This window comes from Thermosediminibacter oceani DSM 16646, assembly GCF_000144645.1.
Taxonomy (GTDB): Bacteria; Bacillota; Thermosediminibacteria; order Thermosediminibacterales; family Thermosediminibacteraceae; genus Thermosediminibacter; species Thermosediminibacter oceani.
Map to the genome: position 1 here is coordinate 1,587,064 of NC_014377.1, position 22,053 is coordinate 1,609,116.

General features: G+C 48.1%; 21 protein-coding genes, 1 pseudogene and 2 riboswitches. Of the genes and pseudogenes, 6 read left to right on the forward strand and 16 right to left on the reverse strand.

Translation table 11 applies throughout. From position 1 onward, the window contains the following. Positions 1–41 precede the first annotated feature (41 nt). Both TOCE_RS08065 and TOCE_RS08070 read left to right on the forward strand, forming a co-directional pair. Complete coding sequence (locus TOCE_RS08065; RefSeq protein WP_013276376.1) at positions 42–563, forward strand: DUF1850 domain-containing protein; 522 nt, start codon at positions 42–44, stop codon at positions 561–563. Beyond that, the gene (locus TOCE_RS08070; RefSeq protein ID WP_013276377.1) at positions 541–2,517 is read left to right on the forward strand and encodes a TRAP transporter permease; all 1,977 of its coding nucleotides are present in this window, start codon (positions 541–543) and stop codon (positions 2,515–2,517) included. Before TOCE_RS08065 ends, TOCE_RS08070 begins: the two co-directional genes overlap by 23 nt. A gap of 16 nt (positions 2,518–2,533) precedes the next feature. On the opposite strand, the gene ytaF is transcribed toward TOCE_RS08070, so the two are convergent. Genes ytaF through TOCE_RS08090 form a run of 4 tightly spaced genes read right to left on the reverse strand, consistent with a single transcriptional unit; the run spans position 2,534 to position 5,979 of the window. Continuing rightward, entirely contained in the window at positions 2,534–3,184 is a 651-nt protein-coding gene (gene ytaF / locus TOCE_RS08075) for a sporulation membrane protein YtaF (RefSeq protein ID WP_013276378.1), read from the reverse strand. A 23-nt stretch (positions 3,185–3,207) separates the two neighbouring features. Then, entirely contained in the window at positions 3,208–3,996 is a 789-nt protein-coding gene (locus TOCE_RS08080; RefSeq protein ID WP_013276379.1) for an ABC transporter ATP-binding protein, read from the reverse strand. A 15-nt stretch (positions 3,997–4,011) separates the two neighbouring features. After that, positions 4,012–4,845, reverse strand: a complete 834-nt coding sequence (locus tag TOCE_RS08085) for an ABC transporter permease (RefSeq protein WP_013276380.1) — start codon at positions 4,843–4,845, stop codon at positions 4,012–4,014. Positions 4,846–4,896: 51 nt separating this feature from the next. Beyond that, on the reverse strand, positions 4,897–5,979 hold the full coding sequence (locus TOCE_RS08090) for an ABC transporter substrate-binding protein (RefSeq protein ID WP_013276381.1): 1,083 nt from the start codon (positions 5,977–5,979) through the stop codon (positions 4,897–4,899). A 269-nt stretch (positions 5,980–6,248) separates the two neighbouring features. Here TOCE_RS08090 and TOCE_RS08095 point away from each other — a divergent pair, with 269 nt between their 5' ends. Next, positions 6,249–7,709 carry an IS1182 family transposase gene (locus TOCE_RS08095; protein ID WP_425358463.1) on the forward strand — a complete coding sequence of 487 codons (1,461 nt, stop codon included), beginning with the start codon at positions 6,249–6,251 and terminating at the stop codon, positions 7,707–7,709. Positions 7,710–7,787: 78 nt separating this feature from the next. Here the strand turns inward: TOCE_RS08095 and grdD are convergent, their stop codons facing one another. The 8 genes from grdD to TOCE_RS08145 all read right to left on the reverse strand — a co-directional run bounded on the left by grdD (position 7,788) and on the right by TOCE_RS08145 (position 14,977). Continuing rightward, positions 7,788–8,936 carry a glycine/sarcosine/betaine reductase complex component C subunit alpha gene (gene grdD / locus TOCE_RS08100; protein ID WP_013276383.1) on the reverse strand — a complete coding sequence of 383 codons (1,149 nt, stop codon included), beginning with the start codon at positions 8,934–8,936 and terminating at the stop codon, positions 7,788–7,790. Then, positions 8,923–10,470 carry a glycine/sarcosine/betaine reductase complex component C subunit beta gene (gene grdC / locus TOCE_RS08105; protein ID WP_013276384.1) on the reverse strand — a complete coding sequence of 516 codons (1,548 nt, stop codon included), beginning with the start codon at positions 10,468–10,470 and terminating at the stop codon, positions 8,923–8,925. Before grdC ends, grdD begins: the two co-directional genes overlap by 14 nt. Positions 10,471–10,507: 37 nt before the next feature. Continuing rightward, on the reverse strand, positions 10,508–11,818 hold the full coding sequence (grdB, locus tag TOCE_RS08115) for a glycine reductase complex selenoprotein B (RefSeq protein ID WP_083768494.1): 1,311 nt from the start codon (positions 11,816–11,818) through the stop codon (positions 10,508–10,510). A gap of 20 nt (positions 11,819–11,838) precedes the next feature. Further along, entirely contained in the window at positions 11,839–12,309 is a 471-nt protein-coding gene (grdA, locus tag TOCE_RS08120) for a glycine/sarcosine/betaine reductase complex selenoprotein A (RefSeq protein ID WP_083768495.1), read from the reverse strand. A 24-nt stretch (positions 12,310–12,333) separates the two neighbouring features. Next, entirely contained in the window at positions 12,334–13,617 is a 1,284-nt protein-coding gene (locus tag TOCE_RS08130; RefSeq protein WP_013276389.1) for a glycine/sarcosine/betaine reductase component B subunit, read from the reverse strand. 13 nt (positions 13,618–13,630) lie between these two features. Then, the gene (trxA, locus tag TOCE_RS08135; protein ID WP_013276390.1) at positions 13,631–13,945 is read right to left on the reverse strand and encodes a thioredoxin TrxA; all 315 of its coding nucleotides are present in this window, start codon (positions 13,943–13,945) and stop codon (positions 13,631–13,633) included. A gap of 166 nt (positions 13,946–14,111) precedes the next feature. Beyond that, a riboswitch (glycine riboswitch) is annotated at positions 14,112–14,203 on the reverse strand. Between the two features lie 119 nt (positions 14,204–14,322). After that, positions 14,323–14,742, reverse strand: coding sequence for a type II toxin-antitoxin system VapC family toxin (locus TOCE_RS08140; protein ID WP_013276391.1), 420 nt, complete (start codon positions 14,740–14,742; stop codon positions 14,323–14,325). Continuing rightward, positions 14,726–14,977 carry a type II toxin-antitoxin system Phd/YefM family antitoxin gene (locus tag TOCE_RS08145; RefSeq protein ID WP_013276392.1) on the reverse strand — a complete coding sequence of 84 codons (252 nt, stop codon included), beginning with the start codon at positions 14,975–14,977 and terminating at the stop codon, positions 14,726–14,728. Before TOCE_RS08145 ends, TOCE_RS08140 begins: the two co-directional genes overlap by 17 nt. Positions 14,978–15,222: 245 nt before the next feature. Between TOCE_RS08145 and prxU the strand changes: the two are divergent. Further along, positions 15,223–15,819 (forward strand): annotated as a pseudogene (prxU, locus tag TOCE_RS08155) (thioredoxin-dependent peroxiredoxin); the annotation flags it as partial. Between the two features lie 53 nt (positions 15,820–15,872). Here the strand turns inward: prxU and TOCE_RS08160 are convergent. The 4 genes from TOCE_RS08160 to istA (TOCE_RS08175) all read right to left on the reverse strand — a co-directional run bounded on the left by TOCE_RS08160 (position 15,873) and on the right by istA (TOCE_RS08175) (position 19,378). Further along, a complete protein-coding gene (locus TOCE_RS08160; RefSeq protein ID WP_049817916.1) occupies positions 15,873–16,184 on the reverse strand; it encodes an autorepressor SdpR family transcription factor in 312 nt (103 codons plus the stop codon). 2 nt (positions 16,185–16,186) lie between these two features. After that, the gene (locus TOCE_RS08165; protein WP_013276396.1) at positions 16,187–16,852 is read right to left on the reverse strand and encodes an SdpI family protein; all 666 of its coding nucleotides are present in this window, start codon (positions 16,850–16,852) and stop codon (positions 16,187–16,189) included. A 286-nt stretch (positions 16,853–17,138) separates the two neighbouring features. Beyond that, positions 17,139–17,870: an IS21-like element helper ATPase IstB gene (gene istB / locus TOCE_RS08170; RefSeq protein WP_013275115.1), complete on the reverse strand. Its 732-nt coding sequence runs from the start codon at positions 17,868–17,870 to the stop codon at positions 17,139–17,141. Next, complete coding sequence (gene istA, locus TOCE_RS08175; RefSeq protein ID WP_083768520.1) at positions 17,864–19,378, reverse strand: IS21 family transposase; 1,515 nt, start codon at positions 19,376–19,378, stop codon at positions 17,864–17,866. The genes istB (TOCE_RS08170) and istA (TOCE_RS08175) overlap by 7 nt, the downstream gene beginning before the upstream one ends. Before the next feature lie 223 nt (positions 19,379–19,601). Beyond that, a riboswitch (cyclic di-GMP riboswitch) is annotated at positions 19,602–19,690 on the reverse strand. A 343-nt stretch (positions 19,691–20,033) separates the two neighbouring features. Here istA (TOCE_RS08175) and istA (TOCE_RS08180) point away from each other — a divergent pair. Beyond that, entirely contained in the window at positions 20,034–21,263 is a 1,230-nt protein-coding gene (istA, locus tag TOCE_RS08180; protein WP_013275027.1) for an IS21 family transposase, read from the forward strand. Beyond that, the gene (istB, locus tag TOCE_RS08185; RefSeq protein WP_013275028.1) at positions 21,260–22,030 is read left to right on the forward strand and encodes an IS21-like element helper ATPase IstB; all 771 of its coding nucleotides are present in this window, start codon (positions 21,260–21,262) and stop codon (positions 22,028–22,030) included. Before istA (TOCE_RS08180) ends, istB (TOCE_RS08185) begins: the two co-directional genes overlap by 4 nt. Positions 22,031–22,053 lie beyond the last annotated feature (23 nt).

Below are 22,053 nucleotides of genomic sequence, written 5' to 3' on the forward strand. Positions count from 1 at the left end.
GAGGGGTTTTCGAGCATTGGAGCCATTCCAATGCTCCTTTTATGAAAGCTGAGAAACTCCTGTGCGTGGTTATATTAACGGTATTGACAGCGATTTTCTTCACCCATTTCCGCTTAGAACAGGAAAAGGTACTTATCATATATAACGAGCATAAAAAAAGCAGAACGGTCATTCCGGTTAAAAACGGTGAGTTTACCCTTACTTTCCTGCACTCCATAGAAAAAACCCCGGTTTACGAGCTTTATAACATAAACGATGACAACACCATGACTATTAAAGAAGTGCGTTTTTATTCGCTCGGTACGGGATTGCCCTTTTCATCCGAGGGGGGATTTAAAAATGAAAACGGCGAATTCGTCGTGAGGGAATCGAAGACTTTAGACAAAATACCCCTCTGGGTTTCTCCGCTGCCCGGTCACGCAGTAATCGTTGACGGCAGGCGCATAAATTTCACCGATATCGCGGAAAGAGAAGACCTGCTCACTATTTCCGCCGGGCATCGATGGATTATAAAAAAATCAACAGAAGGGAGTGGAAAAAATGAGCGAAAAACCAAATTTTAATGCAGACGCCGAAAAAATTGCCCAGGAAATATTAAGAAAAGTCGATGCAGAATCCGACTATAGAACACTCCGGGGTTTTGCGGCAAAGTTGGTCGCCGCTATCGCCATAACTTTTTCCGTGTTTCAGCTTTACACCGCCGCCGAAGGTGCCTTGGACGCCATGATCCAGAGGTCCATTCACCTTTCATTCGCACTGTGTCTCATATTCCTTTTATACCCAGCGCGAAAATCCTGGTCCAGAGAAAGTATTCATCCTATCGACATAGTTTTTTCAATACTGGGAGCGGCAGTTCCCCTGTATATACCCGCATTTTACCAGCAGCTGGTAGAGCGGGCCGGAACGGTTACCACTCTCGACTACATCATAGGCTTGGTAGGAATTCTCCTGGTGCTGGAGGCCGTGAGGAGGGTAGTAGGACCGCCAATGGTCATCATCGCTTCTCTCTTCATTATCTACGCTCTTTTCGGGCGACAAATGCCGGGACCACTAGCTCACAGGGGTGTAGACCTGCCGGGCCTCGTCCAGCACCAGTTCTTTACAACGGAAGGTATATTCGGTATACCCATCGGAGTTTCTTCGCAGTTTATTTTCCTGTTTATACTGCTCGGTGCCTTCCTTGAAAAAACCGGGCTTGGCCAGCTGTTCATTGACCTTGCCAACGCAATAGCCGGATGGGCAGCAGGAGGACCGGCCAAAGTGGCGGTCATTTCTTCCGCTCTTGAAGGAACCGTATCCGGCAGTTCAGTGGCCAACACCGCGGGTTCCGGAAGTTTCACCATCCCGATGATGAAAAGCCTTGGGTACAGGCCCGAATTTGCCGGCGCCGTGGAAGCCGTCGCGTCCACCGGAGGGCAGATCATGCCGCCTATAATGGGCGCAGCAGCTTTCTTAATGGTCGAATTCATTGGAGTTCCTTATTTGAGAATAATCCAGGCGGCAGTCATACCCGCGCTTCTTTACTATTTCGGGGTATGGACTCAGGTTCACTTTGAAGCAAAGAAGCTCGGGCTCAGGGGCATGAAGCGCGAGGAACTCCCGAAACTCGGTATAATTTTGAAAGAAAGGGGTCACCTGCTCATCCCCCTCATCGCATTAATTTATCTGCTGGCAACAGGCCGTACTCCAATGAAGGCGGCGCTTTTTGCAATTATGCTCGTAATCCTTTCTTCGATGCTGAGAAAAAATACACGTATAAGCTTTTCGGATATTGTAAAAGGCCTGGAACAGGGAGCCCGGAGCGCCCTCGGAGTAGTGGCCGCTACCGCTTGCGCCGGTATAATCGTCGGCGTCGTCACCCAGACGGGACTAGGCCTTAAGCTAGGCTCAACGCTGGTGGATCTCGCCAACCAAAACCTTTTCCTAACCCTGTTTTTCACCATGATAACATCCCTTATCCTGGGCATGGGGGTGCCGACAACAGCCAACTATGTCATAACTTCTACTATAGCGGCTCCGGCACTGATAATGATGAACGTTCCCGTGCTGGCGGCTCACATGTTCGCCTTTTACTTCGGCATCATCGCCGACGTAACGCCGCCTGTGGCTTTAGCTGCTTTCGTCGGCGCCGGTATAGCAAAGGCAAATCCTTTCCGGACCGGTATAGAGGCGTCAAAGCTGGCAATAGCTGCATTCCTGGTACCTTATGTTTTTGTTTACCACCCTTCGATGCTCCTCATAAATGTCACGGCTGCAGATATCATTGAAATCGTTATAACCTCCATTATAGGTATAATCGGAGTAGGTTCAGCGGTATCCGGGTACTTCCTCACCCATCAATCGATACTGGAACGAATTATTTTCTTTGCCGGTGGTGTTCTAATGGTGACTCCTGGTATCGAAACCGACCTGGTAGGCCTGGGGTTGCTTATAGCCGGATATTTTATACAGAAACAGAAAGTAAAGAAAGGTCTTTTAGAAATCCCCCCGAAAGTCAATTCCGGTGGTGTCGCCTAAGAAAGTCCATCTGCTTTTAGAATTTCCATAAAACCCTGGCCACGGCCAGAAATATAAACAACCCACCGGGAATAAAAGAAAAATAGCTTTTTTGCCCCTGGAACCTTTTAAATCCCAAATGCAGTCCTATCATCATGAAAATGAACCCCATAAATGTTACAAGTGTGATTGTCGGAAGCACCTTAAATCCAGCAGCTCCAGCCCCCAAGCCCGCACCGAAGGCATCCAAAGCCAGGGCTGTACCCAGCAGGAAAGCTTCTCTGGTTTCTATAGTGCCCGAAATATTCAGGTCCGCTACAACGGGTTCTTTCAGTATCTTTACGACAAGCCCCAGCGGTTTTATCTTAAAGGTGGCTATCATCCTGGGTCTCGGGTTTTGGCGATCTTCGGGCAAATCCCTCCGGGCCAGGGTTTCTCTCAACGATGATACGCCTAACAAAAATAAAATGAAGCTGCCGGCATATTCGGTAAGGTGCGGGCTTATAAATTTCTCCAGCAGCTTACCCCCTGCCATTGCCAGTGAAAGGGCCACCGAAGTCGAAAAGGCAATTATAAGCTGGGAAAGTACGGGTATTTTTATCTTTCTCATTCCATAGGCGATTCCTGCAGAAAAACTGTCTACGCTTACCGCAACGGCAAGCAGAAAGCTCGATAATAATTCCGGCATAAACCCTTCCCCCGGTTAATTTTTTAACACTTTATATCCCTGGCTTTGAGCACTTCTTCCCGCAAAAGCCCCCAGATTTCTTTGTAAAGCTCTACAAACTGCGGAGAGGACTTTATCGAAAGCATATCCCGCGGCCTCGCCAGCCCCACTTCGAGAATGGCTTTTATTTTTCCCGGCAGTGCAGTCATTACTATTATCCTATCCCCAAGAAGCAGAGCTTCATCGATGCTGTGGGTTATGAAAACGGTGGTTTTGCCGCTTCCTTCCCATATCCGCAAAAGTTCCTGCTGCAGGATTAGCCTGTTTTGTTCGTCGAGAGCGCCGAAAGGCTCATCCATAAGGAGTATTTCCGGGTCACTGGCAAAGGCCCTCGCGACGTTTATCCTCTGCTTCATACCACCGGAGAGCTGGTGGGGATAATAATCGGCAAATTTTTCAAGCCCCATCAATTTTAGATACTTCAGTGCGATTTCCTTCCTCTCGCGGGCGGGAATTCCCCTCATTCGCAGGCCGTATTCCACGTTTTCCGTCACCTTCATCCACGGAAAAATGGAGTCTCCCTGAAACACCATCGCGGTGAGGGGGTTATCGGTATTTTTAACCCTGAGGTACACCTTTCCATGAGTTTGTCTCTCCAGCCCCGCAAAAATCCTGAGAAGGGTGGTCTTGCCGCATCCGCTGGGTCCGACTATGCAGAGAAACTCCCCTTCCTTAACCGACAGATTTACGTTTTCCAGAGCAACGATCTCGGAATCACGGGTCCTGAAAATTTTTGTCAGGTTTTCCACTCGAATAACTTCCGCAGCGCCCAAGATTATCCCCACCTTTCAGCGATTCTTCCAAGGAATTACAACTTTCTCGACAAAGTCCAGGGCGTAAGAAAAGATGTACCCCAAAATAGCCAGGACTATCAGCGCACAGAACATCTTTTCTATGTCGAACATGTCGTACGCCCGCCAGATCATCCACCCCACACCAGCCTGGGCGGCAGAAAGCTCTGCCGCTACGATAAGAAGGAGCGCGGTGCCCATTCCCAGCTTTAACCCCGCGAAGATCATCGGAAGGGCGCCGGGAAACGCCACCGTCGTATAAAATTGAGCCCTGTTCGCACCGAAGCTCCTGGCCACATCCATATATATGGTGTCGATGTTCAGGACTCCCGCCATGGTATTAATCAGCACCAGGTAAAATACGCCAATAGCTATTGTAAATATTTTCGAGGTTTCACCAAGCCCGAAAACTATAAGTATCAATGGCATAATGGCCAGTTTGGGTATGGGAAAGGTGACGGCCACCAGTGGCATGAGTAAAGCTCTCACCGGAGGAAAAAGTCCCATGGAAAGGCCCAGGATTACCCCGGGCACGGCGCCTGCGATAAATCCAAGAAATATTCTTCCGGCGCTGATCAGAGTGTGGTACAGCAGTTCTCCCGAAGAAATAAGCGGCACCAGTGTAGCGAAGATCCGCGAAGGGCTGGAAAAAAGGCGGACGTCTATAACATTTAATCTGGCCAGGATCTCCCATATTAAAAGTAAAAATAAGGGGGAAAGAAAGGAGAGGACTTTGAGTAAGAGAGCCCTTCCCTGCAGCGATTTATCGGTACCGCTACTTACTTCTTCGATTTTTATGATCCGGTTTAGCTTATCTTCAACAGCACTCACGATGCTTCCCCCCTTTCAGATGCGTAAACTGGTCCATATAATCTACCATTTTTATTCATACTTTCCAAGGACACTCAGAGCGTAATCTACGTAGCTGTTATCTACAACGTCTTCGGCCTTAAGTTCGCCCTTCAATAATCCCCTCTTGCTATACCAATCCAGGTCCATTCGGATGCCCTTCATTTTAACATAGCCGTCGGGGTTCAAACCTACCGGAAACATCTTATCGTAAAGGGCTCTGTCCTTGACCACCGAGTATTCGGCAAGAATTGATACGATCTCGTCCTTATTAATATTCTTGAAAAAGGCATCGTTGTAATCCCTGAGGGATTTTATATATGCCAGCATGAATCTTTTTGCGACCTCCGGCCTTTCTATCATGCTCTTTCCGTAAACCAGCAGCGCGGTCTGGGCATCAGGATCGTACTCGGAAGGGTCTTTCCACGGATCCGCTATGTTCTTTTCTACAGCCGCGGCTATAAAAGGCTCTATGAGCATGCCGCCGTCAATGCTCTTGTTGCTCATGGCAGCCACGATATCGGGAAAGGATCTTATGACCTGCAGGTCTACGTCACGAGTGGTCAAACCCGCTTTGTTCAGGACCCGGTCCAGGGCGATCTCATCGAGAGATGCAGTGCCGACCACAGCCAGTTTCCGTCCCTTCAGGTCCTTGTAGTCCTTTATTTCGTCCACCAGGTCCTTACGGATTACCAGCCGGTAGTATCCCCTGCCCGGCACATTTATTCCTTTGTCGGCCACTATCTTTATCGGAATCCCCCGTAACATCGCATTGAACAGGCCGGACGCCGTCACGGTACACCCCACGTCAAGCTGGCCAGCCCCGAGGGCGTTTATCATGTCCTGTCCCGTGTTGAACTGTACGGGCTCGATTTCTATACCGAGTTCTTTGTAATATCCTTTAGCCATGCCGATTAGTATTCCCGCATCGGAAACCACCTGCTTCATCCCCACTGTCACCTTTACCGCGGGCGAAAGCGGTTGAACCCCCGGGAAATGGCCTCCCTGCACACCACCGCCTTGCGCGGACTGCTCTTTTTGAATCTCGCGGCTACATCCCGCCGCAAAGACAGATACCAGCAGGACAATAACCATAATTAGCGCTATTTTTCTCAATTTCGTCACTCCTTCCTTCCGCCAAAAATCTATCTCTTCATATAATATTTTCAAAGGCGCATTCTGGTTACTTTAAAAATTCTCCTGCGACGAAAGAGGATTTATCAAGATCGAAAAAAAAAAAGACCTGTGTCTTAATATTAAAAGACACAGGTCTCAGACTGTCGACAAAGTAACTGTCGACAGTCTTTTTTTGCAAAAGCCAGTACAAAAATCATCAGCTTTTTAGTAAAATTAAAGAAGATACAAAAATATTGTGGGGCGATGAAATGTTAACGAAGAAAAATCGAGAAATAATAGAGCAGGTAGAATTAGTAAGCATCGATAGCTTAGTACCTCAAGACCATCTCCTTAGGGCAGTAGAAGAAAGCATCGACTTTAATTTCATTTATGATGAAGTAAAAGACCTATATAGCGAAAATACAGGAAGACCTAGTATTGACCCGGTAGTGTTAATTAAGCTACTCATGCTCCAAGCATTGTATGGAATCCGCTCCATGCGCCAAACCATCAGAGAAGTAGAAGTCAATGTAGCTTACCGTTGGTTTTTAGGCTATGGATTACAAGAAAAAATACCTCACTTTTCAACTTTTGGAAAAAACTATGAACGGCGGTTTAAGGAAAGTGATCTATTTGAAAAGATATTCGAGCGGGTGTTGATGGAAGCAATAGAATGCGGGTTTGTTAAAACAGATGCAGTATTTATCGATGCTACTCACATAAAAGCCAGTGCCAATAAGAATAAATATATCGAGAAAGTCGCTAAGCAACGGACTCAAAAATATAAGAAAGAACTTTTAAAAGAAATCAACGCCGAACGGGAAGCAAACGGTAAAAAGCCCTTTGAAGAAGAAGATGATGATGACGATAACAACAAAGGAGAAAATAGCTCTAAAAAAGTCAGGGTAAGCACCACAGATCCTGAAAGTGGGATGTTTCAAAAAGGGGAAAAAGAGCGCTGCTTTGCCTACACAGCTTCTGTAGCCTGTGACCGGAACAACTTTGTCCTTGGTGTCAAAATAGCACCTGGAAATGTTCATGACAGCCAGGTATTCTCCGATTTATTTCAAGAAGTAAACGATAAATTTTCTAAAATAGAGGCGGTAGTGGTTGATGCAGGCTACAAAACCCCCGGGATATGCAGAGAAATCATTGAGGCAGGAGCGCTTCCCGTTATGCCCTACAAGAGGCCGATGACCAAAGATGGCTACTTTAAAAAACGCGAATACGTCTATGACGAATATTATGATTGTTACATATGCCCCAACAACCAAATATTAGAATACAGCACCACCAACCGGGCGGGATACCGGGAATATAGGAGCAACCCCCAAATATGCTGTAAATGTCCCATGCGCCTACAGTGCACCAAAAGTAAAAATTACACAAAAATCATAACTCGGCATATATGGGAGCATTACATAGAAATAGCGGAAGATATAAGACACACCCAATGGGGTAAAGAACTATACAAAATGCGCGGCCAGACCATCGAGCGGGTATTTGCCGATGCGAAGGAAAAGCATGGCATGCGCTATACAAATCTACGAGGCTTGAGGAAAGTTGGACATTACCTCACGCTTCTTTTCGCATGCATGAATTTAAAAAAGCTGGCTTTATGGAAGAAAAGACGGGGAACGTTTCCGCCAACAGTCCCCGCTTTACATTCGTTTTTCTTAAAAATTTTCTTCGCCTTCAACAAAAAGCCGCTTTTAGGTTATGCATCCTAAAAGCGGCTTTGTCTACAAGCTGACCTGTGTCTTAATATTAAAAGACACAGGTCTTTTTAAGTTTTTTTGATCCCAATTTTATAGATACCCTGCGGCCTTCAGGGTGTCTACCGCGGATTTCAAGTCTTCATGGGCCACCAGTATAACGGGACCGGTACACCCCATACCGCTTTCCGCATATATGCCGTTCTTCCATAAAACTTTCACAGCATCCTCCACCTGGAGCACGTCGATACCGGCTATCTCTTCTGTAACGCTCTTTTTCGGCGGGGGTGTAATCTCGGCCGCTTCTGCCGGTTTTGCGGCTTTATCCAGTTCGGCGAGTATCTCGTGAAATTTTACCGCTCTCAACTTTTCAAATTCCTGGGCCGCTTTTTCCAGGAGGTTGCCTCTTACCAATTCCGCCGCGTACTTTATCGCTCCCTCTACCACCGGAGCGCCGGACGCCCTGGAGAGGATCAGAATTATCCTCCGATACCCTTCGCCTATGCCCGGGCCGTACCCCCATCCCAGAGCTTCATAATCACCGCCGGTGGTGTAGGCAGAAAACACTTTCATGAGTATGTTTCCGGTTAGCGTGTCGGTCACCATGACGTCACAGGAGCCGGCCAGCAGGTCATTCCCCCGCATTATGCAGCCACCGTCGGCCCTTACGGACTCGGCAAAATTAATCTCGTACCCCCGCTCGGCCAGCAGCTTCAACGTTCGCTCCACCTGTCGGGAGCCGTCCAGATTCAGGATGCCCACCCTAGGGTTTTCGATGCCGAGAGCTTTTGCCGTGATGATACCGTACACGGCGTTTTTAACCATGGCTTCCACCCGGTTGGTGGCGGAAGTCCCCGTCGTTGTGGCAATCAGCATGGACCTGCCGCGGGCCGGCGTCACGACCCTGCCGACGGTGGAAACGCCTATGGGGAAATTGTAGTGCATGGTGACTGCAGCATCGAGCTCCCCACTATCCAGCATTCTTTCCATAATGCGGTGAGCTTCCTCCAGGGTCGAGGCTTCTATGCTCTCGAGCCCCGGGGCGGATATCTCCTTCCCGGGGCCGATGACCACCACATCGACTCCCTTCAGGTTTTGGGCCGCTTGTTGTGCCGCATCCACCAGCATTTTCGGCGGGTGTTCGCTGCCGAGCGCGGTCAGGCCTATTTTTACCCGCCTGCCGCCCCGGCCTTCAAGGGCGTCGGCCAGCATGTAGAAAAGACCCGATTTATCTAGAGGCATCGACCTTCCCCCTTGTCTCGAGGTATTCTGCGAACTCACGGAAGGCCTCTGCCAGGTACGACGAAACGTCGATTGTCTTGGCCGCCTCTTTTTGTATGCCGGGGTTCTTTTCCATTATAAAGGATATACCGTCGAACATATTAGTCATACGGCCAAGGAAAAGGCTGCCCTTACCTATTATCATAGCTCTCTTCATACTACCTGCCAGGATCTGTTCCCTTGCGTACCCTATTATGGGGACACCCGAAGGGATATGGCCCTGGGTCGGGGCAAAGCCGGTTACTCCGTGCTTCTCTACGAAGGAATCCAGGTCTTCCTTCCTGAGCTCTCCCCGTTTTACGCCGATGGCTGCTATCATCCTGTAGTTCGCCCTCGGCACGTCGCCGGCCCCGGCGGGTTCCGTGATCTCCGGGTTCTGGAGCTCGGGCGCGTATTTGTCCACGTCAGAAGCTTTGAGGCCAAGCCTATCCAGAGGATTATAAACTATATTTTGCATTACGGCCTGGGGAGCAGCGCCGGCGGCGATCGGGTGCTTTCCTATCGAATCGAGCCTTATGATGGGGTTCATACCGTCGTCGGCACTGACGAGCACTGCAAACCCGCCCAGGACGTCTTCCAGCACGGGCATTCCCTTGTTGACATGGTCCCTGCCGTTCATGCCCAGTTTTGCCGTAGCGCCTCCGGCAACCACTACCACGTTCCTATATATACCGGAGCTTACTAAGGCGGCCGCGCTTATGAGGGCATGGGTGGGCCCGGCGCAGAACCCTCTCATGTCAGCCCCCGTCGCATTGCCGCAGCCGGCTATTTCGCCGATGGCCTTGGCGAAATTTCCGCCACCCCTCTGGTTCATGTCGCCGCAGGCTTCTTCGGAACATTCTATGATATAGTCCACATCCGTCGGGGCAATGCCGGTAACTTTCAGCAGGTACCTTAATGCCATCACCGCCGAGGCTTTGGTAGCCAGGTTTTCGATCATCACGTGAGCCGATAGAGTTTCATCCTTGTCGTGGGCTTTCCTAACGCAGCCTACGAGCTTTCCGCCGTACATCAATTCGACGGCGCCGTTTTCTAAATGCTTTTTGATGGTCTCCTCATCGGCCACCATTTTTATGCGGTTTACATCGTTCTCCGACAAAAGCGGGTGGCGGGAAAGTTTTTGCTTTACGCCTTCGGCGAATTCTTTTTCCAGAATTACCAGGTCGAAAACGTCGGAGATGGCCATCAAACCGTAAAACTCGTCCTCGGGCATTATTTCACCGTATCTGCCGAACCTCGATGCGCCTTTTATGGGGTTCTCGTACCAGGGCCTTTTTATGCTTCTCAGGTCTCCGGGGGATATATTTCCTATATAGGCCTGATTTGGCGGGTAGGCGATGGCGTCATCGTAGCTTCTAATGTGGTCCTTTATCCGCTTTATATACTCCGAATTGGGATTTTCCTTTTCTAAAAGCTGGGTGGTGCCAGCCACCATCATGATGTTGGGAGCGTGCACCAGGACGTAGCCGGCACCTGAAATAACAGCATTGCTCACTCTAAGCCCTCCTCCGTTACTTTCCTTGCGCAAACGCCTAGTCCTCAAAAACCGTCTGGCTTTCTACGTCAATCGTCAGGGCTTTCAAAGCCTTGAGGACCAGCTTGCGCCTGAGGGATTTTTCCTGCTCCTTGGTGAGCGACGGGTTACCCAGCGGGTGCGGTATGGCCACGGCCGGGACTATCCTGTTGGCGCCCACCGTCATGGAAATCGGCACTATCGTGCAGATATGAGTTGTGGGCAGGCCTGCCCTTTCGAGTTCTTTTACCATCGTTGCACCGCAACGAGTACAGGTCCCTCAGGTGGAGGTGAGGATTACGGCCTGGACGCCGTCGGCAATGAGCTCTTTTGCAATTTCCTGGGCAAATCTCCTGGCATTTGCCACCGATGTGCCGTTGCCCACCGTGGCGTAGTAGTACCTGTGGAGCTTCCCTATAACGCCTTCCTGCTCCAATTCGCGCATTACGTCAACAGGCAGAACTCTGTTGGGGTCCTCATTGGCGTAGGTGGGGTCATAACCGCCGTGGGCGGTCTGGTATTTATCGGGAGTAAGGTATTCCACTCCTTCGATATCGTACTTACCGTACTTGGAAGCGCTGGAAGCCTCAATCTTGTCGGGATTGCCCTTGGGCACTATGCCGCCCGAAGTGACCAGGGCTACAACCGCCTTCGAGAGATCTTTTACGGCCGGTGCGGGCGTCACCCTGTCGAAGTTGGGCATGGGATACTCCGTGATGAAGGGCTCACCCTTCAGCTTCTTTATCAGCATATCTACAGCCCGCTTAGCGCCGTATTCCTCCACGAAAACGTTCTTTCTGATTCCGCGGGGTATGTAACCTTCTTCTTGGGGCGTGCCGATCTGTTCGCGCTTTAGAAGCTTCAGGGCAAGTTTGGCCATTTTTGGCACCGCATCGCGCATACCCGCAGCCGAACCGGCAGTCTCTATAATGTATACATCTTTTTTATATACCTCCACGCCGGGGTTTTCTATAAACATGCCGGTAACGGCGGGTATTTTTAGGGCTTCCCTAACCGCCTTACATACGCTGCCGCAAGCCATCCCGTAACGGCCGGCGTTGAAGGCGGGACCGGCGATCACCAGATCCGGATTGTATTTTTTTATACACTCCATAATGTCGGCTATGGCCTCTTCCTGGTGTTCGTTGAAATACGAGTCGCCGCAGATCACGGTACCCACTATTTCTGCTTCACCGGCGAAGGCGGCATTAAAAGCCATGCCGGGGCCGACAGCCCCTTCCCTATCCTGCGGGGGTGTGTCGGCCTTGTCCTCGCCTCCTATCTGGCCAAAAAACTGGTTAATGTAATGGACAACCCTGAATTTACCCATCGCGCAGCTCTCCTTCCAGGCTATGCCCTATACTTGGAATACTGCTCGCGGTACTTTTTGACTTCTTTTGCTATAGCCTCCACATCCAGCACCATCTCCACTACTCCGACCTGTTCCTCGTACACGGCCGGGTCAACGGCTGCTTTTACTTCGGGTTCCACTATGTGGTACACTGCAAGCCCCAGCGACACACCGGCCAGAGGACCGGCGAAGGTCGGGTCGCCGTTGGTTACGGTTTCCGCCGCGATTCCTGCAGCTTCAGGTTCAGCACCGCCTAAAATCACGACTACGTTTTCGGGGCCGTGCTCATCGGCCAGTTCTTTGATTCTCCTTTGGATCTCCAGATCCATCGCACCGGCGGCCGTTCAGACGAAGCACTCGGTGGTGGAGAACACCACTTCACCCGGAGTTGTCTTCATACATGCTTCTATGGCCGGACCGGGAACACCGTCCCTGTCACCCACTATAACTATCTTTTTGCCTTCAAACATAATTCCGCCTCCCTCGCTATTTTATTACAGGGTTATTGCGCTCAGGCGCGTCAGGCCCACTTCCGACGTAGCGCCGGTTATCGCCTGAAGCTCGATTTCTATGCTGCCGTCTTCTCTCAAAGCCTTCTGCGACCCGCCAGCTATAACGGCGGCGGTATCCACAAGGCCTATTACCTTCTTCATAGGAGGTAATACGATTACCTCGTTGGCATTGCCAGCGGTAACCACCGCATCGGCCTTCGGGTCGGCATCGGCCAGCGACTGGGATGCCCCATCCCTACCGGCGTATTCGTCAGTAATGAGGACCGTCTTGATTCCTTTTGATTCTATCTTTCTGCAGTTCATTATGAGGTCGGTATCCGGATTGCCGAAGCCTTCCTCGGTGATGATAACGCCGTCAAGGCCCAGGTACTCGGCGAGTTTTGCCGTGTAGTCGGAAGAGCGCACCTTATCGGCAAGAGTAACGTTCTCGTTGGTTATGATTACACCTACAAAGTTTATATCCTCGCCGTGGCGTTTGTAGAGTTCTTCGACGACGGGGTTGTTCTGATGCACATAGGTGGTATTCTTGTCGCAGGCGGAAACGCAGTTACCGCTTACGACAGCTCCATCCATTAGCTCGGTGGGATATATGAGGGTAGGTATAATCTTTTTGGCGTCGACACCGTATACGTATGTATCGTGCAGCAGTCCCTGGCTCTGAAGTTGATAGACGTAGGCCACCTTCGGCAGCTCGGGGTATTCTTTTAAGGCCTGGGCGATGGGTTTTGTCTCATAGACCTTGATTTCCTCGGGCTCTTTTTCCTTCACGCAGGCCGCAAGATAAGCTGCAGCCTTCAGCCCGGCTATGCGGAGGGCTTCTTCGTGTTCGTGGGCGGAAAGGCCGTCCACGGGGTTTGCTATTACCACCAGGTTGATCAGTTTCGAGAACGGGGTGTATTCGGCTCCGGGGCCGCTCATGTCGATTATGCCTTCCTGAAAGCCCACGATCCTTCCGCAGGTAACAACGGCCATGCCTCTCAGGACGTGGGTCCTTCCTTGGCCGACGGTGGTCGGTTTGCCGAGAAACCCCGGAAAGACAGTGCCATCGGTTACCTTAACGCGGGGCTCGATTACGTCTTTGACCGGAATTATCCTCACTTCCTCGCCGGGTTTTGCCACATCAAAATCCACATCTTTTATCCGGTTGTCGGCAAGTAAAAGCTCGGCAAGTTCTTTCTTATTGACTGTTAGAACGCCGTCTTCAAACCGGGTGGTGTCACCGAACACCACTTCTTTTACGTTAAAATACCCGAGCTCCAGTCTCATTATTACCCTCCCCTTATATGTTCCTCTTAATCATTTCCTCCACCATTTCAATAGTGACTTCTTTCGTTACCTGATCAACCTTCTCTCCGTTCTTGTAAATCGTGAGCGTCGGGAGTCCCATGACTTTCTGGCTTATAGCAAGCCGCATGTTTTTAGAGGTGTCGAGCTTGCAGAACTTAACCCTGTCGCCGTATACATCTTCGAGCTTTTCCACGTGCGGCATCAGTGCCTTACAGGGCTCGCACCTCGGGCTCCAGAAATCGACCAGCACCGGTTTTTCAGACCTTAATACCTCCTGCTCAAAATTTTCGCTGTTTACCTCGATCAAAACATCGCACCTCCTTAAATTTAATTATGCCCTAAAACGTCAAATAAAAAAGAGAAATAAAGGGATAAACCTTTATTTCTCTCTGTCCTTTACCTGAGAGATTCTTTCCCGAATTCTCATAATTCAGGAAATTGCCCCGTCGGCGCCTTGCGGCTTTCCAGAGGCATGTCGGGATACGGTCCTTTTGCCTGAGAGTTTCATGGCTAAGCCACTTACCCCTTCGGCGCCCCTTAGTGGGGTCTCTCCCGCATCCTTCATCCACAGGGCTATTTAGTTTAATAATTTTCTATCCGTTTATATTATATTATAAATTTTTTCAATAAGCAAGGCTCAGTTCACTATATTAGTATTGCATGATAACTTTTAAAAAAGTATGGTCAAATTTCTTTTTTTATAATTCTCAAGAATTCCTCCGGACTTACTGTTTTGATTGCTTTGTCCGCAAACCCCATCTTATCCCTGGTTATTATATAATCGACTTTTTTACGCTTTGCACTCTGGAAAACGACTGCATCCTCAAAGTCTGCACTTTTCATTTTTAAAGCCCTCAAAACATCCACTTTAGTAGTACTTATTATATCGACAAGCTTTAAATATTCAGTTAGCATTAATATTCGTTCCTTCTGCGTTTTATACTTTCGCATAATAAAATAAATGTCGGTTACCGATGAGGCTGTAATGCAGGCTTCAATTTCGTTATTTTTTACCATTACTAAAATTTTATTTACCGGCTCAAAAAATGGCTCCCTTTTAAGCAAGAAGTCAAGAGAGATATTTGTGTCAAGTAATATTATCATATCTTTTTAGCCTCTCTTCTCTCATGGCCTCCAGGTCAATTTCTTCGCTAACCGGTTTACTTCTTTTTATCATCTCCAAAAGTCTGTCATAAGCAATCTCTTTATCATTTTTTGATACTGCTGTAAGTTTTGCAACAGCCTTCCCGTTTTTTAAAATCAAGATATCCTCTTTCTTTGAAAGTTTTATAAACTTTCCCACATTGTTTTTAAACTCTGTTGCACTAACCTGTATCATTGCTAATCACCTCCTTATTGCCTAATTTTATTATATCGTATATTAGCCATTTTGAATACTACATATTATAGCGAGTTGTAACAGATAGTGTACACAATTGCAAGTTTATTTCAATAAAATTTTTCTAATACTATATTGGGGTGATAATCCAGGTAATTCATTACCGACAAATTATATGTAGTTGTAACAACAATATTTTTTATTTCATCCCATACTAAAAGTCGTGAGAAAGGAGATGTGGCAAAATGGTGATGGTAGGTAAAAAGGCACCCGACTTTACGGCGAGGGCGTATCACAACGGCGAGTTCATTGATGTGAAACTCTCGGATTACTTGGGTCGGTGGGTGGTACTCTACTTTTACCCCGGTGATTTCACCTTTGTCTGACCCACAGAACTGACGGCAGTTGCCGAGCGGTACAACGAACTAAAGTCGCTGGGAGTTGAGGTGCTCGCTATCAGCGTTGACAGCGTATTCGTACACAAGGCATGGCAGGAAGTGGAGCTTTCCAAGTTGGTGGAAGGCGGCCTCCCATACCCGATGCTCTCGGACGCCGGTGGAGATATAGGCAGAATTTACGGAGTTTACGACGAGGAAGTTAAAGTGGATGTGAGGGGAACTTTTATCATAGACCCTGACGGCGTAGTCCAGGCCTTCGAAATCCTGACGCCTCCCGTAGGCAGGAACCCGGAAGAATTTATAAGATGGATAAAGGCCTTACAGCACGTGAGGAAAACCGGCGGCGCCGAGGTCACACCTTCCGGCTGGGAGCCCGGCTGCCCGGTATTAAAGCCCGGAGTCAACCTGGTGGGTAAAGTCTGGGAGGAATGGAAACAGAGTTAATATTCAGATTGAATAGAGGAGGTGATTAGCCACCTCCTCAACTTTTTTAACGCTTACTTTTCCACCCTTTCATCATCTTTCCTGCCCAAAAGTTCGAAAGCGAAGGCCACAACTTCCTCAAAGACCGAAGTGTTTAGGGAATAGTATATGTTCTGACCCTTTCTCTCGTCCACGACCATGCCCGCCTGTTTTAAAGTATTAAGGTGGTGAGAGATGCTAGGCCAGGATATATTAAACTGGGCTGCGATCTCCCCGGCGGTCATATCCTTTTCCTTCAGCATGGACAGGATCTTCCTTCTTACGGGATCGGAAGGGGCTTTAAAAACTATGCTGAGACTCGTATTCGGCACCTCCCCGTATTCCATCGTTATACCCCGTTTTGAAGCTTCTTAAATACCACGTACGAATAAACCACCCCGAAGATGGTGACGGCAAACATCGATCCCATGCTGAGGATGAACCCCAGCTTTTCGTTGAAAAATACGCTTAAGACCCATACCGCTCCGGCGGCTACCCATAAAGGTCCTGAAATCCTGTGGGTTTTGTTCCATACTTCCTCGCTGGCGAGCGTCCAGGGGGTTTTTATGCCGAAAGTGTAATTATGCCTTATCTTGCCCATGTAATTGCCCAAAAAGACCAGCATTAACCCGATGGCAGGCATAATAACCTTCGCTACCGAAACCTGGATTCCCAGAGCGTACAAGGTGGCCGCTATATATATCGCGGAAAGAATGAGGACCATTATCGTACGGAAGGCCTCAACAACGTTCTTGAACTTCTCGTAGCTCTCGGGTTTCGGGTCGATGACGGGAGCAAACGACATCAGCAGGTATATGCCGAGTATAAGGGACGGAAAAAATACAATATGGTAGGTTTTAGCCATATATCCGTCAACCTGCCCGTAGATATTCCAGTGGGACGGTACCATATCCGACAATACGGGGTATAAAATGAAACTTACGACGTACAGCGATAGTATCAATCCCAAAAGCAGCCAGTTCACCGGCAGGGCGGATTTTTTATTTTTGCCCATTATAATCCCCCCTTAGATATTTAGATAATCATCTAAATATATTTTAGCACAAAAATAACTCTTTTGCTACAAATTTTGCAAAAAAATTCTGGGCTTTACCCTTTCACTGTAATTATTTAGCCCAGATTTATATACTTTTATCTCCTTTTCCTTTTGTCTTTATCTGCTGCAGTTTATTAAAAAGTTCATTTGCTTCCTTCAAATTTACATTGAAATGTTTTTTGCAAGAGGAAATTCCCCATTTTTGCAAAGGTTTTTCCCCAGGCACCGGTGGGGAATTTTTATGTTAACTTAATTGCCTCATGAGTGATTGCCTCATCCGGTAGCTTTGACCATCAAAGATCAATAGGTAACTGTGGTGTATTAGCCGGTCAATCATTGCTGCTGTCATCTGCTCATCGTAGAAAATGCTCGCCCAGCGGCTGAATTCCAGGTTAGTGGTAATTACTACACTGCGACGTTCATAGCAGTCCGAAATCACCTGAAAAAGTAGCTGCGCTCCTTCGCGGTCCAAAGGAACATAGCCCCATTCGTCGCAGATCAGAAGATCTGGTTTGGAAAGCTGTTTCAGTAACCCGGAAAGTTCACCTCCCTTCCGGGCTTCCACCAGCCGGTTTACCAGCGCTGCAGTGCGGAAAAACTTTACGTTGTAGCCTTTTTTACAGGCCTCCACACCGATGGCGGTGGCAAGATGGGTTTTGCCGGTTCCCACGTTGCCGTAAAGGATCAGGTTTTTCTTTTCTTCGAGAAATTTGCAATCTTTTAGGTCCTGCGGTGTAAGCCCCTGCGGGAGTTTGATTTCATCGAATATGTAGCCGGCAAAGGTCTTTATCGTGTAAAAGCCCGCATTTTTCAAAAGCCTGTCCTTTCGGCTTGCGTCTCTGTGCTCCAGTTCTAATCTTAGCAGCTTCAGCAGGTATTCTTCATGGCTTTGAGCCTCGATCTTGTCGCAGTTTTCCACTAGATTGCGGCTGAGTTTTAATGCTTTACAGCAGGCGGCGATTTCGTCCTTCAGCATAAATTGGCACCGCCTTTCAGAAAGGCTTTGTCATAGTCTTCTGCATTGAAGCGGAATGCAGTGAGTTCAGGAACCCCTTCCGGAATCTTTACCGGCTCCAACTGCGGGGTTATACCCGTTATCCTGTTATGGATGGCTACGAGGCTGTCTAAATCCTGCACTCCGTAAAGGAGAGCCTCGGCTACAGCGTTCACAGCCTGTTCAAAACTGCTTTTGGTACAAAGCACAGCCAAAGCCTTGAGCGCTTTGCCGCGCTCACTTTTGCTTAAGCCGTCGAGGTATTCCCGGAGTGGGTCCGGCAGCATGCTGTATATTCCCGAATACTTAAGGGCTCCCGGACAGCGGGAAAGCTGGGTAAGATATGGCAGCCAGTCCATGCTTTCTTGCTTGTTGTCCCCGTAAAGCCGCCGGTGGCGCACGATTTCCCGGTGGCTCTCATCCAGCGGTATGACCTCATGGGCTGTTATCTTTACAAGCACCCGGCTGTTGGCGTATTTGGGGGCGGTAGAGTATAGGTGCTTTCCACCGTTCAAGCTGAATTTGGCGTAGGCGTTGGTTTTGACTGTTATGTAACCGGCTACCTCGTAAGGAACGGTAGGCAGCTCAAGCAGAGCCTTACGGTCTTCATTAAAAAGTTCGGCTATGGATGCCTCCTTCCGGTAGTGTTCGCGGTGCATGTCCCGGTCGCACAATCGTAAAAGTTCGCGGTTAAAATCCTCCAGCTTTTCAAACCTGGGGACCGGGACAAGGAAGTTGCGCCGGTGGTATCCCACCTTGTTTTCCACATTACCCTTTTCATGGCCGGAAGCAGGGTTACAGAATACCGCTTCAAAACCATAGTGCTGCTTGAACCTCAGGAAGGCGTCGGTTAGTTTGCGCTCTCCATTTTTCGAGAGTTTCACGATAGTGCTGGCGTTATCAAACCATAGCTTACGGGGTACTCCCCCCAAGTGTTCAAATATGTCCTTAAGTCCCTGAAACAGGCATTCCTGGTTTTCTCCCTTGAAAAGCTGGGTATATCCTACGTTACTGTAGGGAAACGACAGGTTCAGATAAAATCCGTGATGCAGCGTCCCGTTTTCGTAAAAGTCTGCCTCACCGAAATCCACCTGCGCTTCACCCGGGATATGTTCCAGCGGCAGACGACATGAGTTGTCCTGGTACAATTCTTTTTTTCTCATGGCTACGTAGCCTGCTACGGTGCGGTAAGAACAGTTAAACTTATCTTGGTATTTTTCACAGAGCCTGTCATAAATCCTTTTGGCGGTATGCCTCTGCTTTTTGCGAGCTTTTTTATCTTCTTCAAGCCACTGATCTATATCCGCCTTGAAAGGGTCGAGTTTTGGGAAGGTATGTTTAACTTCTTCAACTTTAACCCTGGTGTTCCAGTCTTCTTGATAAATATACTTGCGTATAGTTTTTCGGTCTTTTTGGAATTCCCGGGCTATCTCGCTGATATTTTGCCCTTTCATAAAGAACGCTTTTCTGATATTATCAATATGGGTCATTGTGAGCATCCTCCAATCCTCCCTTGCAGTTAAGATTTCCCTAACTACAAGGGTAAAGGTTTTTAGGGGTGCCTGCAATGACCTTTGCAAATTTGGGGATTTTTGAGTTGCAAAAGTGGGGATTTTATTTTGCAACTCTGTCCATTTTAATTATGCAATAAACAACATTGAAACCAAAAAAGAATCGCCGCCGAAAAAGAAAGCTAGCCAGATCTTTTTATTCAGCGGCAGCCATGCTGTTATAATGTAAATGCACCTTAGACCCTATGGCTTTTGCACCCCTACCTTTCATTGAGTTTACCCTTTTCTCTGTGTATTATTTCTCTTTAATTGATAATTTTAAAATTTATATTTCCATATTCCTTAATTTTCCTGCCGATATAGCCGAATACGTAAATATTTAATCCCAAATTATTCCCGAAAAAGGACATAAAAAAGAAATTAATCGTATCCCGAATGGGAAGGATTAAAAATTTTTTAATAGGGGGGTATTAAAATACCCTCTTATTTACTCTTTAAATAACAAGGGACAAACATAAGGAGGTGGTTGATGTCACCGCCGGTGTATAATTGACCCAGGAGCAACGAAAAGGAATTGACCCACCCCCTGGCGAAATATCCCTCTGATACCAGCCAAAAGATCGGAGGGAAATAAGTGCTAGGGAGTGGATCTATTATCATGTTACACGAATTAAGAGCAATGGGCAAGAGCATCCGTGCAATTGCACGAGAAACAGGCCGTTCAAGGAATACGGTAAGAAAATACTTAAGGGCAGAGGGCATTCCCGAAAGGAAGCCGCATCCCAAAAGAGGATCAAAGCTCGATCCATACAAAGATACCATTCAAGAGCTCATAAATCTTGGTATATTCAATTGCGAAGTTATCTACGAAAGAATCAAAGAAGAAGGCTATACCGGCGGCCGCACTATCTTAAGGGACTATGTAAGACAATTTAGACCCCCAAAACAGGTTCCTGCCGTATGCCGCTACGAAACCAAGCCCGGCCAGCAGGCCCAGGTCGACTGGGGCGAATACACCTACATTGACGAGGAAACCGGCGAAATACGTAAGCTTTACGTCTTCGTCATGGTACTGGGTTACTCCAGAGCCATATACGTAGAATTCACAAACCGCTGCGACATACATACCTTCATCCGCTGCCTGATCCGCGGGTTTGAATACTTCGGCGGAGTGACCGACATAGTCCTTACCGACAGAATGAAGACCGTAATACTTGGCACCGGAGAAAACAGAAAGCCCATATGGAACTCCATCTTTGAAGACCTGGCTGTAACCCTTGGATTTACCCCTAAAGTGTGCAGAGCACGACGTCCACAGACCAAAGGCAAAGTAGAAAGCGGAATAGACTTTGTCAAAAGCAACTTCCTGCCGGGTAGGAAGTTCATAAACTACGGTGACTTAAACCACCAGGCAATAGTGTGGTGCGAAAAGAAAAACAGGAGGATTCACGGCACCACCGGGGAAAAGCCTATTGACCGCCTGAAGGAAGAAAACCTCAAACCACTCCCTGCCTCTGACAGATACCAAAAATTCCTTGAAGAAGTAAGGAAAGTCCACAAAGACGGCCTCTTGAGCTTTAACGGCGTAAGATACGGCGTTCCCTGGCAATATAGCGGAAAAGAGGTGGTTGTAAGGGACAAAAACGGCAAAATCGAAATCCTCTATGATGGGAAGGTGATAGCAACCCACGAAAAACATTATCGCTCAAGGACCATCGTTTTCCTCAAAGGTCAGTATAAGGGTCTAAAAGAAGCCGAAGGCATGTTCTATCCTAGACCGAGGGCTATCAAGTTATCTTCCCTGGAAGTTGAGAAGCGTTCTCTGGGGGTTTACGAAAGCCTCCTGGAGGTGGGCACAGTATGATAGACCTTGAAAAAGCTCGGTCCCACCTTGAAGAACTGGGGCTTTTAAACGCAGCATCTTTCCTTGACGCCCTCCTTGAAAGAGCTCAACGCCAAAATAGCACGTATCTTGATTTCTTAAATAACCTGCTCGAGGCTGAACTTGCTGAAAGGCAAAGGCGGAATATCGAGGTAAGGTCAAAACTTGCCCGGCTTCCATACCGCAAGACTCTAACCGAATTTGACTTTGCCTTCCAGCCCAGCATCGATGAAAAACTGATAAAAGAGCTTGCCACAATGGCCTTTGTCCACCGGGTAGAAAACGTAATATTTCTTGGCCCGCCTGGAGTAGGGAAGACGCACCTTGCCGTGGCTCTTGCTATAGAAGCCCTATCTTGTGGTATATCAGTCTACTTCACGAGTCTTTCTAGGCTCATTGAGGACCTCAAAAAGGCATATAAAGAAAGCCGGTTAGAAAGGCGAATGAGGATCTACACTAGGCCCAAGCTCCTTGTAATCGATGAAGTAGGCTATCTTCCATTAGATGGCCTTGGCTCGAACCTCTTTTTCCAGCTAATAAGTGCCCGATATGAAAAGGGGAGCATAATACTTACCAGCAACAAAGGCTTTGGAGAATGGGGGGAGCTCATGGGAGACCCTGTACTTGCTACTGCAGTGTTGGATAGACTATTACACCATGCCCACATAATCAACATAAGGGGCAACAGCTACCGCCTAAAGGACAGGCTAAAGACCGGGTTGTATGGTAACCAACATAATAATGCTTAAATTTAAAAAAAGCCAGGGTGGGT

Excerpts from the sequence above, each read along its gene's own strand:
- grdD (WP_013276383.1), bottom strand. The coding sequence starts at position 8,936 with ATGCCTCTAGATAAATCGGGTCTTTTCTACATGCTGGCCGACGCCCTT.
- TOCE_RS08145 (WP_013276392.1), bottom strand. The coding sequence starts at position 14,977 with ATGATACAGGTTAGTGCAACAGAGTTTAAAAACAATGTGGGAAAGTTT.
- TOCE_RS08065 (WP_013276376.1), top strand. The coding sequence starts at position 42 with ATGAAAGCTGAGAAACTCCTGTGCGTGGTTATATTAACGGTATTGACA.
- TOCE_RS08165 (WP_013276396.1), bottom strand. The coding sequence starts at position 16,852 with ATGGGCAAAAATAAAAAATCCGCCCTGCCGGTGAACTGGCTGCTTTTG.
- TOCE_RS08095 (WP_425358463.1), top strand. The coding sequence starts at position 6,249 with ATGTTAACGAAGAAAAATCGAGAAATAATAGAGCAGGTAGAATTAGTA.
- istB (WP_013275115.1), bottom strand. The coding sequence starts at position 17,870 with ATGCTGAAGGACGAAATCGCCGCCTGCTGTAAAGCATTAAAACTCAGC.
- ytaF (WP_013276378.1), bottom strand. The coding sequence starts at position 3,184 with ATGCCGGAATTATTATCGAGCTTTCTGCTTGCCGTTGCGGTAAGCGTA.
- TOCE_RS08140 (WP_013276391.1), bottom strand. The coding sequence starts at position 14,742 with ATGATAATATTACTTGACACAAATATCTCTCTTGACTTCTTGCTTAAA.
- TOCE_RS08070 (WP_013276377.1), top strand. The coding sequence starts at position 541 with ATGAGCGAAAAACCAAATTTTAATGCAGACGCCGAAAAAATTGCCCAG.
- TOCE_RS08130 (WP_013276389.1), bottom strand. The coding sequence starts at position 13,617 with ATGAGACTGGAGCTCGGGTATTTTAACGTAAAAGAAGTGGTGTTCGGT.
- istB (WP_013275028.1), top strand. The coding sequence starts at position 21,260 with ATGATAGACCTTGAAAAAGCTCGGTCCCACCTTGAAGAACTGGGGCTT.
- TOCE_RS08160 (WP_049817916.1), bottom strand. The coding sequence starts at position 16,184 with ATGGAATACGGGGAGGTGCCGAATACGAGTCTCAGCATAGTTTTTAAA.
- istA (WP_083768520.1), bottom strand. The coding sequence starts at position 19,378 with ATGACCCATATTGATAATATCAGAAAAGCGTTCTTTATGAAAGGGCAA.